The 15,042-nt window shown below is 71.8% G+C and carries 14 protein-coding genes; 3 read left to right on the top strand and 11 right to left on the bottom strand.

The window, feature by feature from the left end:
- Positions 1-132: 132 nt before the first annotated feature.
- From AB0A94_RS27305 to AB0A94_RS27350, 10 genes are all read right to left on the bottom strand, one after another.
- Positions 133-996, bottom strand: coding sequence for a response regulator transcription factor (locus AB0A94_RS27305; protein ID WP_361748531.1), 864 nt, complete (start codon positions 994-996; stop codon positions 133-135).
- Complete coding sequence (locus tag AB0A94_RS27310) at positions 993-2,531, bottom strand: histidine kinase (RefSeq protein ID WP_361748532.1); 1,539 nt, start codon at positions 2,529-2,531, stop codon at positions 993-995. The genes AB0A94_RS27305 and AB0A94_RS27310 overlap by 4 nt, the downstream gene beginning before the upstream one ends.
- A gap of 11 nt (positions 2,532-2,542) precedes the next feature.
- Positions 2,543-3,430 (bottom strand): DUF5936 domain-containing protein, encoded by an 888-nt coding sequence (locus AB0A94_RS27315; protein WP_361748533.1) that lies wholly within the window; start codon positions 3,428-3,430, stop codon positions 2,543-2,545.
- Positions 3,431-3,452: 22 nt separating this feature from the next.
- Positions 3,453-4,397 (bottom strand): type II secretion system F family protein, encoded by a 945-nt coding sequence (locus AB0A94_RS27320; RefSeq protein ID WP_361748534.1) that lies wholly within the window; start codon positions 4,395-4,397, stop codon positions 3,453-3,455.
- Between the two features lie 11 nt (positions 4,398-4,408).
- On the bottom strand, positions 4,409-5,746 hold the full coding sequence (locus AB0A94_RS27325) for a CpaF family protein (protein ID WP_361748535.1): 1,338 nt from the start codon (positions 5,744-5,746) through the stop codon (positions 4,409-4,411).
- A 14-nt stretch (positions 5,747-5,760) separates the two neighbouring features.
- Positions 5,761-6,171, bottom strand: a complete 411-nt coding sequence (locus tag AB0A94_RS27330; protein ID WP_361748536.1) for a TadE/TadG family type IV pilus assembly protein — start codon at positions 6,169-6,171, stop codon at positions 5,761-5,763.
- Between the two features lies 1 nt (position 6,172).
- Positions 6,173-6,583, bottom strand: a complete 411-nt coding sequence (locus AB0A94_RS27335; RefSeq protein ID WP_361748537.1) for a pilus assembly protein — start codon at positions 6,581-6,583, stop codon at positions 6,173-6,175.
- Positions 6,580-7,833 (bottom strand): AAA family ATPase, encoded by a 1,254-nt coding sequence (locus tag AB0A94_RS27340; RefSeq protein ID WP_361748538.1) that lies wholly within the window; start codon positions 7,831-7,833, stop codon positions 6,580-6,582. The genes AB0A94_RS27335 and AB0A94_RS27340 overlap by 4 nt, the downstream gene beginning before the upstream one ends.
- A 9-nt stretch (positions 7,834-7,842) precedes the next feature.
- Positions 7,843-8,550: a Flp pilus assembly protein CpaB gene (cpaB, locus tag AB0A94_RS27345; protein ID WP_361748539.1), complete on the bottom strand. Its 708-nt coding sequence runs from the start codon at positions 8,548-8,550 to the stop codon at positions 7,843-7,845.
- 62 nt (positions 8,551-8,612) lie between these two features.
- Entirely contained in the window at positions 8,613-9,446 is an 834-nt protein-coding gene (locus AB0A94_RS27350) for a hypothetical protein (protein WP_361748608.1), read from the bottom strand.
- A gap of 419 nt (positions 9,447-9,865) precedes the next feature.
- On the opposite strand from AB0A94_RS27350, the gene AB0A94_RS27355 reads away from it, so the two are divergent.
- The 3 genes from AB0A94_RS27355 to AB0A94_RS27365 all read left to right on the top strand — a co-directional run bounded on the left by AB0A94_RS27355 (position 9,866) and on the right by AB0A94_RS27365 (position 13,602).
- Positions 9,866-11,575 carry a glycoside hydrolase family 18 protein gene (locus AB0A94_RS27355; RefSeq protein ID WP_361748540.1) on the top strand — a complete coding sequence of 570 codons (1,710 nt, stop codon included), beginning with the start codon at positions 9,866-9,868 and terminating at the stop codon, positions 11,573-11,575.
- 162 nt (positions 11,576-11,737) lie between these two features.
- Complete coding sequence (locus AB0A94_RS27360; protein WP_361748541.1) at positions 11,738-12,247, top strand: SigE family RNA polymerase sigma factor; 510 nt, start codon at positions 11,738-11,740, stop codon at positions 12,245-12,247.
- An 80-nt stretch (positions 12,248-12,327) separates the two neighbouring features.
- Positions 12,328-13,602 carry a hypothetical protein gene (locus AB0A94_RS27365; RefSeq protein ID WP_361748542.1) on the top strand — a complete coding sequence of 425 codons (1,275 nt, stop codon included), beginning with the start codon at positions 12,328-12,330 and terminating at the stop codon, positions 13,600-13,602.
- 15 nt (positions 13,603-13,617) lie between these two features.
- Here the strand turns inward: AB0A94_RS27365 and AB0A94_RS27370 are convergent, their stop codons facing one another.
- The gene (locus tag AB0A94_RS27370; RefSeq protein WP_361748543.1) at positions 13,618-14,940 is read right to left on the bottom strand and encodes an Nramp family divalent metal transporter; all 1,323 of its coding nucleotides are present in this window, start codon (positions 14,938-14,940) and stop codon (positions 13,618-13,620) included.
- Positions 14,941-15,042: the final 102 nt, after the last annotated feature.

Below are 15,042 nucleotides of genomic sequence, written 5' to 3' on the forward strand. Positions count from 1 at the left end.
AGCGGCCTGCTTCGCAGGGCCGCTTTCGGCGTCTGCACCGTACGGGCGGGAGTTCCGTCCGCCGGAGGGTCCCTGGGCCCAATCCCGGGCCCAGGCGCGGGCCCAGTTCCTCGTCCCCCTCGTCACCGGAGGTCACCCCACCCCTCGGCCCGAGCCCGGTGCCGTGCCGAGCCACTTCGCCGTGGCCTCGGAACGGCTCGTGCTGTGGAGCTTCGCGAAGATGCGGTTGATGTGGTTCTTGACCGTCTTCTCACTGATGAAGCACGTGGCGGCGATCTGCTGGTTGGTCATGCCGGATGCGATGAGGTCCATGATCTCCGCCTCCCTCGCGCTGAGTCGGTACCTCGACCTGTCGGGAGCGGCCGGGCGGCCGCCTGTCCAGCCAGACGACGATCGTGCCACACCCGGTTGCAGTCGCGAAAGGTTTTCCGCAGAAGTAGACGGGGGTGAGATGTGAGGGAGGTCGAATCCGTTTGTGGTGGGGTTAGTTGCGCGTGCGGCACCCAGTCCCTCTGGTAGCGTCCTGGGCGGTCGCGGGTTCTGACGTAGTTGCGAGAGCAACGCTCCCGCCGCCGTCGGGGTGAAGTGGGGCCTGCCCTCCCTGATGTCACGGATCGCCGCCACCAGCTGGTCCGCCGTGAACTCGCCGTGGACCAGGTAGCCGCCCGCTCCCCTGCGCAGGGCCTCCTGGACGATCTCCGACTCCCCGCTGTACGTCAGCATCACCACGGGTGCGATCCGTACCAGGTACGGGAGGGCCGAGATGCCGTCCACGCCGGGCATGCGGACGTCCAGGAGGATCACGTCGGGGCGGTGGGTGCGGGCCGCCTCGTAGGCCTCCCGGCCGTCGGCCGCCTCCGCCACCACCGTGATGTCCTCGCGGCCGGTGAGGAGGGCGGTCAGCCCGGCGCGGACCACCGGGTTGTCGTCGGCCACCAGCACCCGGAGGGAGGCGGGGGGCGGGACGTTCGCGAAGGGGTTCGGTGGTGTCGTCACGGGGTGGCCTCCGTGGGAGTCGTCACGGCCGCCAGCGGGAGTTCCAGGCGGATTTCGGTGCCTCGGTTGTGTTCGCCCCGGCCCATGCGGATGCGGGCGCCGACCGAGGCCGCCCGCTCGACCATGCCGACGAGGCCGAAGTGACCGGCGCGGCGGAGGTGTTCGAGGTCGGTGCCGGGCGGGAGGCCGGTGCCGTCGTCGTACACACTGATGCGGAGCAGGTCGCCGTGGACGCCGGCGTGGACGTCGACCCTGGTCGGCTCGGCGTGGCGGTGGGCGTTCTCCATGGCCTCCGAGGCGATGGTGAGGAGTTGGCGGGCCACGGCGGGCGGGACGGGCGGGAGGGCGTGCTCGCCGGTGGGGTGGTAGGCCGCGGGGACGCCGGTGCGGACGGAGAAGTCGCGGGTGCGGGCGGCCAGTTCCGCCAGGACGTCCGTGCCCTGGTCCGGGTCCGACTCCCTGCGCAGGTCGGCCAGGAGTTCGCGGGATTCGGCGGCGGCCCTGCGGGCCGAGCGGGCCACGAGTTCCGCCTGTTGTCTCACCAGGGCCGGGTCCGGGTGCGGGGCGCCCGCCGTGCCGGCCAGGCCGTCCGCCGCCAGGGCCACTCCGTGGAGGGTCTTGGCCACCGAGTCGTGCATCTCGCGGGCGAGGCGGGCGCGTTCGGCGCCGACCGCCTCCGTGACGGCCAGGCGGGCCTGGACGGTCGTCAGGGCCTGGGTCGCCGTGCCCAGGCGGAGCATGAGGTTGCGGAGGCTGGAGCCGACCGCGCCCGCGATCACGCAGAGGCCGGGGAGGAGGAGGGCTTCCGCCGGGTCCGTCCGTGGGCTGTCCAGGGCCGCGTGGACCAGGAGGAGGATCAGGCCCTGGAGGGAGGCGAAGACCGCCGCGCCGCGCCAGCCGTAGATCAGGCCCGCGAGGAGGGGGGTGCAGACGCTGACGTAGGCGAGGGTGGTGTCGGGGCCCGCCGAGACGAGGAGCAGGGCTCCGAAGAGGGTGTCCGCCGCGAGGAGGGTGGGGTGGCGGAGGAGGAGGGGGCCGAAGCGTTCCCAGTCGCGGAAGAGGACGTAGGAGGCCATGAAGGTGGCCACCACCGCCATGCCGACCAGGCGGGTGCCCCAGCCGGGGGCCGCGTTGAGGAGGGCGGAGGGGGCGGCCAGGGCGATCATCGCCAGGCGGAAGCCGAATGCCTGCCGGCAGAGGGCCTGGAGGGCGTTGACCTGGATGTGGACGTCCGGTGCGGGGTGCGGGGGGTGCGTCCGGCCTTCGGCCGGACGGGGGTTCCCGGCCGCACCGCCCGTGCGGGTTTCGTCGTCGGGTGCGGGTGGCCCCTGTGGGGGCTGACCGCCGTCGGCGGCCGCCGCTCCGCGGGCCCGTGGGGGCTCGGCCCCGCCGGCGGTGTTCCCACCCTGCGGCGGGCCGTCCGGGGCGCCTGTTCCGGTGGGGGGCGGGAGGACCGCGCCCGTCGGCGGGGTCGTGGTCTCCGACGGTTTCGCGGGACGGCGGAACAGCCTCGCGCGTTCCCTTGTCGTCGTCATCGCCCCCTGTCCTACTCGCCCGTGACCGCGCCGAAGTCGATGCCGGAGCCGAGGATCAGGCCGGCGCCGAGGAGGATCATCGTCGCCGGGACCATGAACGTGGTGATCATCATGGTGGCCTTCGGGACCGCGCGGGCCGCCTTGCGGCGGGCGTTCTGCGCGTCCGTGCGGCGCATGTCCTTGGCCAGGGACACCAGCGTGTCGACGATCGGCGCGCCCAGTTCCTCGCCCTGCTGCAACGCCGTGACGAACATCGCGACCTGTTCGGAGTCGTTGCGGCGGCGCAGTTCCGCGAAGGCCTGGCGGCGGCTCATGCCCAGGTCCATCTGGCGCAGGGTGATGCGGAGTTCGTCCGCCCAGGGGCCCTCGTACTTCGACGACACCCGGTCCAGGGCCTGCCGGAAGCCCAGGCCCGCGCTCACCACCACCGCCAGCACGTCCAGGAAGTCCGGCAGCGTCCGTTCGATGACGTCCCTGCGGATGCGGATCGCCGACCAGATGCCGACCTCCGTCCAGAACGCGCCGAAGGCCAGGAGCAGCAGGGCCATGAAGAGCTGGCCGCGCATGAGGAACACCAGGAAGCCGACGACGCCCAGGAAGCCGTACACCGCGCGGCGGGCTGCGTAGCGGTCGATGGTGAGGCCGCCGGGGTTGCCCGCCAGGTCGATCTTGCGGCGGTACCTGGCGACCTGCTTGGGGCCCATGGCGCGCAGCACGGCGGGGGCGTAGCGCATGCCCATGCGGTCGACGAGGGAGTCGACCGCGCCCGTGCGGGTGGAGCCGACCTCCAGGGCCAGGGCCAGGTCGCCGGGGAGTTTCGCCTCCGCCCGGTACATGCGGACGCCGGCGAAGACGCCGTAGACGGCGAGGCCCGTCAGGAGGGCCAGGAGAAGTGCCATGTCGGTCGGTCCTCCTCGCCGTTCAGACGTCGATGCGGGACAGGCGGCGGATGAGGACGAAGCCGACGGCGTACAGGCCGAACGCGATGATCACCGCGGCCTGGCCCGCAGGGGAGCCGGTCATGCGCTCCAGGGCGCCGTCCTTCACGCCGTTCATCAGGAAGAGGGAGCCGACGCCGAGCACCGGGACGGCGTACGACGTCATGCTGACCTGGGAGAGCTGGGTGCGGACCTCCCGCCGGGTCTCCTTCCTCTCCTCCAGCGTCTCCGTCAGGTTCCGCAGGGCGCTCACCACCTGGCCGCCCGCCCGGTTGGAGAGCACCAGGGTGGTGACCAGGACGACCAGCTCGCGGGAGGGGAGGCGGTCGGCGAGTTCGCCGAGGGCGTCGTCCATGGAGGCGCCGACCGCCAGCTGGTTGGCGACCTTGGAGAGTTCCTCGCCCGCCGGGGCCTCCAGCTCCTCCGCCGCCATGCCGACGGCCGTACGGAGGGCGAGGCCGGCCTGGGTGGCGTTGGCGAGGATGCGGGCCAGTTCCGGGAGCTGGTTGATGAACTTCTCGATGCGTTTCTGCCGCTGCCAGTTGAGGAACTGCAGCGCCACCCCGATGCCGAGCAGGCCGGCGATCGGGCCGAAGAAGGGGGCGAGGGTCGCCTGGCCGACGAGCCACAGGCCGGCGACCGTGGCGAGCATGTAGGCGAAGAACTCGCCGGGGGTGACGTCCAGGCCGGTGGCCGCCAGGCGCAGTTCGAGCTTCTTGCCGAGCCTGGTGCGGCGCAGGCGGCGGTCCAGGGCGGGGAAGTGGCGCCGGCGGCCGGTGCGGGGGATCTGGCCGGTGGCCGACAGCCGGTCCACCAGCGCCTGCCGCTGTGCCCTGCCGGTGGCGTACGCGTGCACGCCGACGACCGCGAGGACGCAGGTCAGCAGCGTGATGCCGGTGGTCAGCGTGATCAGGTTCTGCAGCTCCATGGGGGCGGTTCCTACCTGGCTTCTCGGGTGGCGAGCTGGTCGTAGGACTGGGCGACGCCGAACGCCTGGGGGACGGGCTGGCTCGCCATGTAGAGGCGGTCGGCGGTGCGGCGCGGGAGGGGGTGGTGCTCGTAGGCGCCGTGGACGCGGCCGTCGGCGGTCATGGGCCGGGCGTGGAAGCGGGCGACGGTGGCCAGCCGGTACGGCTCCGAGCCGTGGCTCTCCAGCAGGGCGATCTCGGTGATGCGGCGGGCGCCGTCGGCGAAGCGGGTGAGCTGGACGATGACGTCGACGGCGCTGTTGATCTGGTCGTGGAGCGCCACGAAGGGGATCTCCACGTCGGACATGGAGGCGAGGGTCTGGAGCCGCATCAGGGCGTCCTCGGCGCTGTTGGCGTGGACGGTCGCCAGGGAGCCGTCGTGGCCCGTCGACATGGCCTGGAGCATGTCCAGGGACTCGCCGCCGCGGACCTCACCGACGACGATGCGGTCGGGGCGCATGCGGAGGGAGTTGCGGACGAGGTCGCGGATGGTGATCCGGCCCTTGCCCTCGACGTTCGGCGGGCGGGACTCCAGGCGGACGACGTGCGGTTGCTGGAGCTGGAGTTCGGCGGAGTCCTCGATGGTGATGATGCGGTCGCGCTCGGGGATCAGGCCCGAGAGGGCGTTCAGGAGGGTCGTCTTCCCGGTGCCCGTCGCGCCGGACACGATGATGTTGAAGCGGGCCTGCACCAGGCCGGCGAGCAGGTACAGCATGTGCTCGTCGAGGGAGCCGAGGCCGATGAGTTCCTGGAGGGTGAAGGAGCGGGGGAAGCGGCGGATGGTGAGGGTGGCGCCGGTCAGGGAGAGCGGCGGGATGATGACGTTGACGCGCTCGCCGGAGGGGAGGCGGGCGTCGACCATGGGGTTCGACTCGTCGACGCGGCGGTTGACGGTGGAGACGATCCGTTCGATCGTCTGCATGAGCTGGTCGTTGGAGGCGAAGCGGAGCGGGAGCTGTTCCACGCGGCCGCCGCGCTCGACGAAGATAGCGTCGGGGCCGTTCACCATGATCTCGGTGATGGACGCGTCCTCCAGCAGGGGTTCCAGGATGCCGAGGCCCAGGGCCTCGTCGACGACCCGGCGGATCAGCTGGGAGCGCTCGACGGTCGACAGGACCGGGCCCTCGCGGCTGATGATGTGGCCGAGGACGCGTTCCAGCCGGGCCCGGCGCTCGGCCGCCGCCAGCGAACTCATCTCCGCGAGGTCGATCTCCTCCAGGAGCTTGGCGCGGTAGGAGGCGACCAGGTGGCCGTCCTCGCCCCGTCCGGTCGTCTCCTCGGGGGAGTTGATGCGTGCCCGCAGGCTCATGGGTCGCTCGCTCCTCAGTGGTCTCGCGGCATCGTGGCGGACTTGCGGGCGGGGCCGAAGTCCCAGCCCGGCACGATCGAGGGGATGTCGACCGTGGCGGTGACGGTGATCTCGTCGCCGCCGGAACGGCCCTCGCAGGAGGTGCCGTCGGCGAGCCAGTCGCTGACGGCGGCGGTGCAGGCGGAGCCGTACGCCTGGTCCAGCGACGCGCTGCGCGCCGCCGCGCGGGCCGCCGTGCCGGCCTGCTGGGCGGTGTAGGCGATCAGGCCGAGCTGGACGGCGGCCATGGCGACGAGGAGCAGGACCGGGAGGAAGCCGAGGTATTCGATGGCTACCTGCCCGCGGTCGCGGGGGCGGGTCCGGAGCCGGGGCCGGGGCCGGAGCCGGGGTCGGGGTGCGTGCGGTGCGTGCGGTGCGTGCGGCATGTCAGTCCGTCTCCTCCTCGACCGCGCCCGCGTGTCCCTCCACGTCGAGGGGGAGGGAGAGGACGCCGGGGAAGAGGAGGGGGACGCTCAGCTTCACGTCGGCGGTGACGAGACCGCCCCCGGTGGTGCAGTTCACGGTCGCTCCCTCCGCCCACGCTCCCGACAGCTTGTCCAGTCCGGCCGCCCGGCAGGCGCCCTGGCGTGCGCCCGGTGCCGCCGCCGTACCCGCCCGTGCGGCCTCGTCCGCAGCATTCCCCGCGAGCGTGAACGCGTACCCCACCAGGACGAGCTGCCACAGCACCACCAGCGTCACGAGGATCGTGGGGGTCATGCCGAGGAACTCGATGGTCACCTGGCCCCGGTCACGGCCCCGGTCGCCGTCACGCGCGGGTGATGCCGCTTCCATGGTCATCCCCCTCCGTCCCTGCGCCGCCGGAAGCTCACCGATCCGCGGTCGCCGCGCAGCCGGCCCGTGCGCCGGTCGCCCGCGGCGGCCTTGACCAGGCCGAGTTCGCCGGCCAGGCCCCACAGGGCCTGCTTCACCGCGCTCTTGCTCTCCAGTTCGTGGACGCGGCCGGCGTCCACGACGGCCTGCAGTTCCTTGAAGTGGGCGGGGATCGTGGTGGCCGCGACCGCGGTGCCGGTGATCTTCCGGATGAGCGGGGGCTGGATCTCCGTGGACCGGGTGTGCCGGTTGACGACCACGGTGGTCTCCTCGGCCTTGCGGATCTGCAGCCGGTCCCACATCCGCACCGCCCGCTTGGCGCCCCGTACGGCGATCACGTCGGGGGTGGTGACCAGCAGGGCGGTGTCGGCCATCTCCACGGCCGCCGCGCCGGCGCCGCCGAGCTGGGCGCCGCAGTCGATGACGACGACCTCGTAGCGGGAGCGCAGGGCGCTGACGATCTGGCGGGCGGCGCGGTCGGTGACGTCCTCGCCGCGTTCGCCCTCGCCGGGGGCGAGCAGCAGGGCGAGGCCGGTGTCGTGGCGGAAGACGGCGTCGGCGAGGACGCGCGGGGAGATGTCGTTGATGGCGGCGAGGTCGACGACGGAGCGGCGGAACTGGACGTCCAGGTAGGCGGCGACGTCACCGGTCTGGAGGTCCATGTCGACGAGGGCGGTGGGGCGGCCGGAGGCCTGGGCGGCGAGGGCGAGCTGGACGGCGGTCAGGGTCGTGCCGACGCCGCCCTTCGCCCCGCTGACGGTGACGACGGTGCCGCCGGTGCCGGTGAACACGTCGCCGCCGGAGCCGAGGTGGCGCCGTACGCCGGCGGACCACTGGGCGACGGCCTGGACGCGGCTGGCGAGCTCCTCGTAGCTGAGCGGGAGGGGGACCAGGCCGCGGGCGCCGTAGTCCATGGCGGCCTGGAAGAGGCCGGGGCTCGCGTCGGAGGTGACGAGGATGACGCCGACGGCGGGGAAGCGCAGGGCGACTTCGCGGATCAGCTCCAGGGCGGGGACGGGGCCGATCCGCTCGTGCACGACCACGACCTCGGGCAGTTCGTCGACGGACTCGGCGGCCAGGCGGGCGAGGGTGTCGACGAGCTGGGTGGAGTCGGCCACCGGGGCCACCGGTTCGGCGTCCGGGAGCTGGCTGAGCAGTGTGGTGAGGGACCGGACCGCGTCCGCGTCGCCGACTGCCGGGAGGATCCTCGTGGGCATGCGGGCCTCTCACTTGTCCTTCGCGAGTTCGTACGTCCGGTCCTGCTCCGGGACGGTGGTGTCGGTTCCGGGTGCGACCAGCGCGAGGCGGACCCGCTGGGCGAACGACTCGGCGTAGGTGATGCGCTGGGCGTCGATGGCGGACAGCGCGAAGGTGATCGGGACGGCGTCGGTGGGCTCCCGGCCGCGGTCGTTCTCGTCGGGGCGGAGGGCGGTGAGCTCGCCGACGTCGAGGACCTTGGCGTTGGTCACGATGACCCTGGACTGGTCGGGGTCGCCCTCGCGCTCGCCCTCGAAGGTGGCGTAGACGTTGACCGAGGCGCCCGGTGTGATCTTGCCGGCGACGCCGGTCGCCGCGTCGATCATGATGGCGACCTCCTGCTGTCCCGGCTGCAGGGCGGGCCGGTCCACGATCATGTCGCTCTGCAGCAGGGAGCCCTCCCGCAGCTCGGTCACGGCGATCTTGCCCCGGATCTCGTCCAGGTCGGTGACGGCGTTCTTCGACAGCCACCGCTCGGGCATCGAGATCTTCTCGAACTGGTCGGCGGCGAGGGGGGTGTAGGGCGCCACCTCCGTCCTCAGCCGGTACGCGGTGACCTCGGGGCCGACCTTGGACTCCACGTCGCTGATGACGGAGAGCACGCCGGCGAACGCGCCGAGGGCGCACAGGACCGACAGAAGGAGGAGTATCACGCCGCGGCGCTGACGGGAGTTCATGAACCGTGCAACCTCATCAGGGATATCGGTCGAGCGGAATCGGGACCGTGCGGTGGGTGGGGTCAGGTGCCCCGGGTGAGGGCCGGGGTGCCCTCGGGGGCGGGTGGTACGGCGGAACAGAACACGCACCGGTCGCCGATGACGTCGATGCCGCACCAGTGGCAGCTGCCGCGCCGTACGGAGGTGACCAGCTGGTACAGGACGGACAGGTCGGGCAGGTAGGCGCAGAACTCGACGATCCTGCCGGTCCCCCACCAGCCGGGGGACTCGGCGGGCAGCGGTGTCTCGCGCAGGCCCTGGACCTTCCAGGAGGGGGCCAGGGCGGTGGTGACCCAGTCGGACTGGAGCTGGCCCTTGGCGACGAGCAGCCAGGTGCCGAACTCGGGTCCTTCGAGGGAGGTTCCGGGGCCGAGGCGGGCGAGCTGCGGCCGCGGGTGGGCGAGTACGGCGAACTGGCTGCCGGGCATCCAGGACTTCGCGTGCTGCTTCAGGTCGACGGGGACGCGGTCGAGGCGGGCGACGGAGCCGAGCAGGGCCCCGGAGTGGATGTAGTGGATCAGCAGCCGGCCGGCGGACGCGAGGACGCCGGGGCTGAGGTCGCAGGAGGCGAGCTGCCGCAACTGGCGGGCCAGGACCGCGATTCCGAGGGGCGGGAGATCGGGACGGAAGAGGGCTATCCGGTCGCTCTCCAGCAGGGAGCGCAGGGTGTGCAGGCGCCGCTGGACGGCGAGGGGGGCGGCCTGGGAGCAGACCACGATGACGTGCCCGTGGTGCTCGATGAGCAGTTGCAGCTCGGACAGGACCTGTTCGAGCGGGCGGGTGTCGACGTCCCGCAGCACGACGGCGGGCAGGGTTCGTTCGTCCTGGGCCGGCAGCGCCATGTCGGCGCCGGTCACGGCAATGGCAGTTGGCACGCGCGGCTCCCCGTTCTCCCAGGCCCCTCGGCCCACCGGGCGTCACTCCGATGCACCCCGGTGACTTCACTGCGTGACTACGTCAGCACTGTATCCGCGGGCCTGTGACCGGAGAACAGCGTTTGAGCAGCCGGACGGCAACTACTGATGCACAAGATGAGCCAAAACGGGACACGTTGAGCATCTCGCCGGTCTCGGTCGGGCCCCGTGGGTGTGGATCTCGTGCACCGCCTTGACGCCGGACGGCGTTCCGGGGTCGGCCCACTGGTCGATTTTGGTCTGGACCTATTGACAACGCGATTGGTCTGGACCACCTTGTGCTGCACACGGTGGCCACCGTCGCCCGCTCCTCCCCTCCTCCCCCCCACTCTTCTCCCCCTTCTCCCCCACCGGAGGCCCCCATGAACCGCGCGCCAGGAACACCCGTCCGCCGCAGACGCCTCTGGGCCGGAGCCTTCGTCTCCGCCCTCGCCCTCACCCTTCCCCTCGCCGGCGCGGGCCAGGCGTCCGCGGCGGACGTCAACAACGTCAAGAACGCCGGCTTCGAGGCGGGCCTGAGCAACTGGACCTGTTCGGCGAACAGCGGCGCGACCGTCTCCTCCCCGGTGCACGGCGGTACGGCCGCGCTCAGGGCCACGCCCGCCGGGCAGGACAACGCCCGCTGCACCCAGACCGTCGCGGTGAAGCCGAACTCCACGTACGAACTGAGCGGCTGGGTGCAGGGCGGGTACGCCTACCTGGGCGTGACCGGCACCGGCACGACGGACGTGTCCACCTGGACCCCGGACTCCGGCAGCTGGAAGCGGCTGTCGACGAGCTTCACCACCGGCTCCTCCACCACCTCGGTGACGGTCTACACCCACGGCTGGTACGGCCAGGCCGCCTACCACGTGGACGACCTGTCGGTGTTCGGCCCCGACGGGGGCGGCGGTGACACGGAGCCGACGGTCCCGGGCACCCCGGGCGGTCTGTCCGTCTCCGGCACGACGGCGTCGTCGGTGTCGCTGGCCTGGAACGCGGTGTCCGGGGCGACCGGGTACACCATCTACCGCGACGGCGCGAAGGTGACGGCCGTGTCGGGCACCTCGGCGACCGTGACCGGACTCGCGGCCGACACCTCGTACTCCTTCCAGGTCGCCGCGGCCAACGCGGCGGGCGAGTCGCCGAAGTCGACGGCGGTGACCGCCCGCACGAAGCAGAAGGACGACGGAGGCGGGAACGGCGGTCTGCCCAGGCACGCCGTGACCGGCTACTGGCAGAACTTCGACAACGGGGCGGCGGTGCAGCGCGTCTCGGACGTCCAGAACGCCTACGACATCATCGCGGTCGCCTTCGCCGACGCCACCGGCACTCCGGGCGCCGTCACCTTCAACCTGGACTCGGCGGGCCTGAACGGCTACACCGTCGACCAGTTCAAGGCGGACGTCCGGGCCAAGCAGGCGGCCGGGAAGAAGGTCATCATCTCCGTCGGCGGCGAGAAGGGCACCGTCTCGGTGAACGACTCCGCCTCGGCGACGAACTTCGCGAACTCGGTGTACGCGCTGATGCGGGAGTACGGCTTCGACGGCGTCGACATCGACCTGGAGAACGGCCTCGACGCGACCTACATGACGCAGGCGCTGCGGTCGCTGTCGGCCAAGGCCGGTCCGTCGATGATCCTGACGATGGCACCGCAGACGATCGACATGCAGTCGACGTCCAACGCGTACTTCCGCACCGCGCTGAACGTGAAGGACATCCTCACGGTCGTCAACATGCAGTACTACAACAGCGGTTCCATGCTGGGCTGCGACGGCAAGGTCTACAGCCAGGGCTCGGTCGACTTCCTGACCGCGCTCGCCTGCATCCAGTTGGAGGGCGGTCTCGACCCGTCCCAGGTGGGCCTCGGCCTGCCGGCCTCGACGCGGGGCGCGGGCAGCGGTTACGTCTCCCCGACGGTCGTGAACAACGCCCTGGACTGCCTCACCAAGGGCACCCACTGCGGCACCTTCAAGCCGTCGAGGACCTACCCGTCCCTGCGGGGCGCGATGACCTGGTCCACCAACTGGGATGCCACGGCAGGAAACGCCTGGTCCAACGCGGTGGGCCCGCACGTCCACGCCCTGCCGTAGCCACGGCCGGTACCCGGGCCCTCGACCCCGCCCACAGCACTGTGGGCGGGGTCCCTTTCTTTCCGCGGGGAGCGCCCCGAAGTCCGTATGAAACATTTCCCGGGCCCCACCGCATCAATGAGGTGAAGGCACCAGCGGGCGGGACGGACACGGGGGCGGACCATGAGGCAGAGACGGGAGGACGAGTACGCCGAGTTCGCGGCGGCGCGGGCCGGCCATCTCTACCGGTCCGCGTGTCTGCTCACCGCGGGGGACACACACCTGGCCGAGGATCTCGTACAGGAGACCTTCGGGCGGCTGTACGTGCGGTGGGGGCGCGTCTCCCGGGTCGGGAATCCGGCCGGGTACGCGCAGACCGTGCTCACCCGGGCCTTCCTCGCCCACCAGCGGCGGCGCAGCAGCCGGGAGCGGGCGACCAGCATGTTCCCGGACGTGCCCGGCACCGGGGACGGGGACGCCTCGCTGCGGCTCACGCTGCTGGACGCGCTGGCGCGGCTGCCCGCCAAGGACCGGGCCGTCGTCGTCCTGCGGTACTGGGAGGACCGGTCCGTCGAGGAGACCGCCGACGTCATGAACGTCAGCTCGGCGGCCGTTCGGACCCGGTGTTCCCGGGCGCTGGGCCGGCTGCGTGAGCTGCTCGGTGAGGATCTCGCGGAGTACGCCAGATCCTGACGTTTCCGGCCCCCGTTCCCCACTCCCACTCCCCCACTTCGGCTCTCACTTCTCCCACCATGCGGAAAGGGTGGTTCGCCATGCCCGAAAACCAGGACCAGGAAATCTTCGAGGAGCGGCTGTCCGCCGCGCTGCACGAGACCGGCGGGCGCTTCGACGCCGACCGTTCGGCCCTCGTCGCCGGTGGGCGGGCCCGCGGGCGGCGGGCGCTGACGCGGCGCCGGGCCGGGGTGCTCGGCGGGGTCGCCGGGGTCGCGCTGGTCGGGGTGGGCGGGGCGATGCTCCTGCCGCAGGGGAGCTCCGACGGACCGGATGTCTCCGTCGCGGCCACCGCGACCGCCTCCCAGCCGTCCGCATCGGCCACCGCGCCCGCTCCGGCTCCCGTGTCCGGTGACACCATCCTCGGTCAGCTCAAGGAACTGCTTCCCGAGGGCGAGTTCAGTCAGGAGGACGCCCGCGGGTCGGCCGACGAGCCGGGGCCGTACGCGTATCTCGTCCACGACGACGGGCGGGGGGCCGCCGCGATCAGCGTGGGGTTCGCCCGGGTGGAGCCGGGCAGTGCTCAGGCCCGGCAGCTGACGCGGTGTCCCGACGAGACGTTCACCCCGTACGACGACTGCTCCTCCACCCGGCTGCCCGACGGCTCGCTGCTGCGGCTGCTCAAGGGGTACGAGTACCCCGACAAGCGCGTCGACACCAAGTACTGGTCCGCCGACCTGGTCACGGCCGAGGGGCAGCACGTCAGCGTCGGCGAGTGGAACGCGCCCGCGCAGAAGGGCGCGCAGGTCTCCCGTGCGGAGCCTCCGCTGTCGGCCGGGCAGCTGGAGGAGGTCGTCACGGCCGAGGTCTGGCGCCGGGTGGTGGACGCGATTCCCAAGACGCCGAAGCCCACCGAGGGCGCCCCGGCCGCCGACGTGCCGCCGGCCGTCTCCGGCGAGGACGTCGGCGAGACGCTGGCCGGGCTGCTCCCGGAGGGGCTGGACGTGGTCAAGAAGGGTGACGGGGAGGACGGGTTCACCTACGTCGTCGTCGACGACGGCCGGGGCGAGAGCCTCGTCCAGGTCAACGTCCAGTACGGCATGGACGACGTCGCCGGACAGCTCTACGCCGACGGCGAGACCCTGCCCGACGGCACCCGCGTCGCCGTCCGGCAGGGGAACGGGGACGACCGGGTCGCCGGAGTCCTGATGTGGACCGCCGACACCCTGCGGCCCGGCAAGGACGGCTTCCGCGTGGTGATCAGCGTCTTCAACAACGGTGCCGCGCATGCCGAGCCGTCCCGCGGCACTCCCGCGCTGACCGTCGACCAGCTGCGGGAGATGGCGCTCAGCCCGGAGTGGGACGGGCTGCGGTAGGGCGACCGGCCGCCGTCAGAAGAACTCCGACCACGGCTGGTCCCAGACCTGCTTCACGCACAGGACCAGGAACAGCAGTCCGGCGACGGCGAGCATGGTGTTGCTGAGGGGGCCGTTGCGCCACTCGCGCGGTGTGCGGGCGGAGTTGAGGAGCCACAGCAGGGTGAGGGCGAGGAAGGGCATGAAGGCGGCGCCCAGGACGCCGTAGATGATGATCAGGCGGAAGGGCTGGCCCTGGAAGAGCAGGACCATGGGCGGGAAGGTGAGCCAGAGGAGGTAGGCGCGGAAGGCCCAGGAGCGTTCGCGGCGCCCCGAGGCCAGCTCGTCGCCCCGCGCCTCCCGCTCGCCCCGCCGCCGGGCCAGGAAGTCGGCGAACATCAGGCTCACTCCGTGCCAGACGCCGATCAGGGAGGTGAAGGAGGTGGCGAAGAAGCCGATCAGGAAGAGCTTGCCGGTGGCCGTGCCGTACTGCTGCTCCAGGACGTCGCCGAGCTGGATCAGGCCCTTGTCGCCGCTCGCGATCGCGATGTTCGCCGAGTGCAGCAGTTCGGCGCCGACGAAGAGCATGGCGATCACGAAGACGCCGGTGGTGGCGTAGGCGACCCGGTTGTCCAGGCGCATGACCTTCATCCAGCCGGTGTTCGTCCAGCCCTTGGCGTTGACCCAGTAGCCGTACGCGGCCAGCGTGATGGTGCCGCCGACGCCGCCGATCAGGCCGAGCGTGTTGAGGACGGAGTCCTTCTCGTCGGGGAGGACCGGGAGGAGTCCGGCGAAGGCGTCGCCGAGGTTCGGGGTGACGCGGATCGCCAGGTACACCGTCACCACGAACATGACGCCCACCAGGACCGTCATGACCTTCTCGAAGACGGAGTACTTGTTGAACCAGACGAAGGCCAGGCCCACCAGACCGCAGGCGATGCCCCACCATTCGAGGTCCATCACGTCCGGGAAGAGGGCCTGCAGCGGCAGGGCGCTGGACGACATCGCGGCCGCGCCGTAGACGAAGCCCCAGATCACCGCGTAGACGGCGAAGAACCAGGTCGTCCAGTTGCCGAGGCTCGCCCAGCCGTCGAAGAGCGTGCGCCCGGTGGACAGGTGCCACCGGCCGCACGCCTCGGCGAGGGAGATCTTCACCAGACAGCCGATGATCGCGGCCCACAGCAGGGTGTAGCCGAAGTTGCTGCCCGCGATGAGAGTGGCCACGAGGTCGCCGGCGCCGACGCCGGTCGCGGCGACGACGATGCCGGGACCGATGTGACGCCAACTGGACTTGCGGGGAGCCGGGCCGGCCCCGCCTGGTGCGCCGGTGTCTCTGATGTTGCCCGTGGTGTCCGCCATGGGGGTCAAGAAAGCCCATGGCCGCCGGTCGGACAAGAGGGCGTGCGGGGATCTTCACGGGATGCACCTGGTCGAGTGAGCGACCGGAACCCCCATCTTGAC

The sequence above is a fragment of the Streptomyces sp. NPDC044984 genome (assembly GCF_040646935.1).
In the GTDB taxonomy this organism is placed as follows: domain Bacteria; phylum Actinomycetota; class Actinomycetes; order Streptomycetales; family Streptomycetaceae; genus Streptomyces.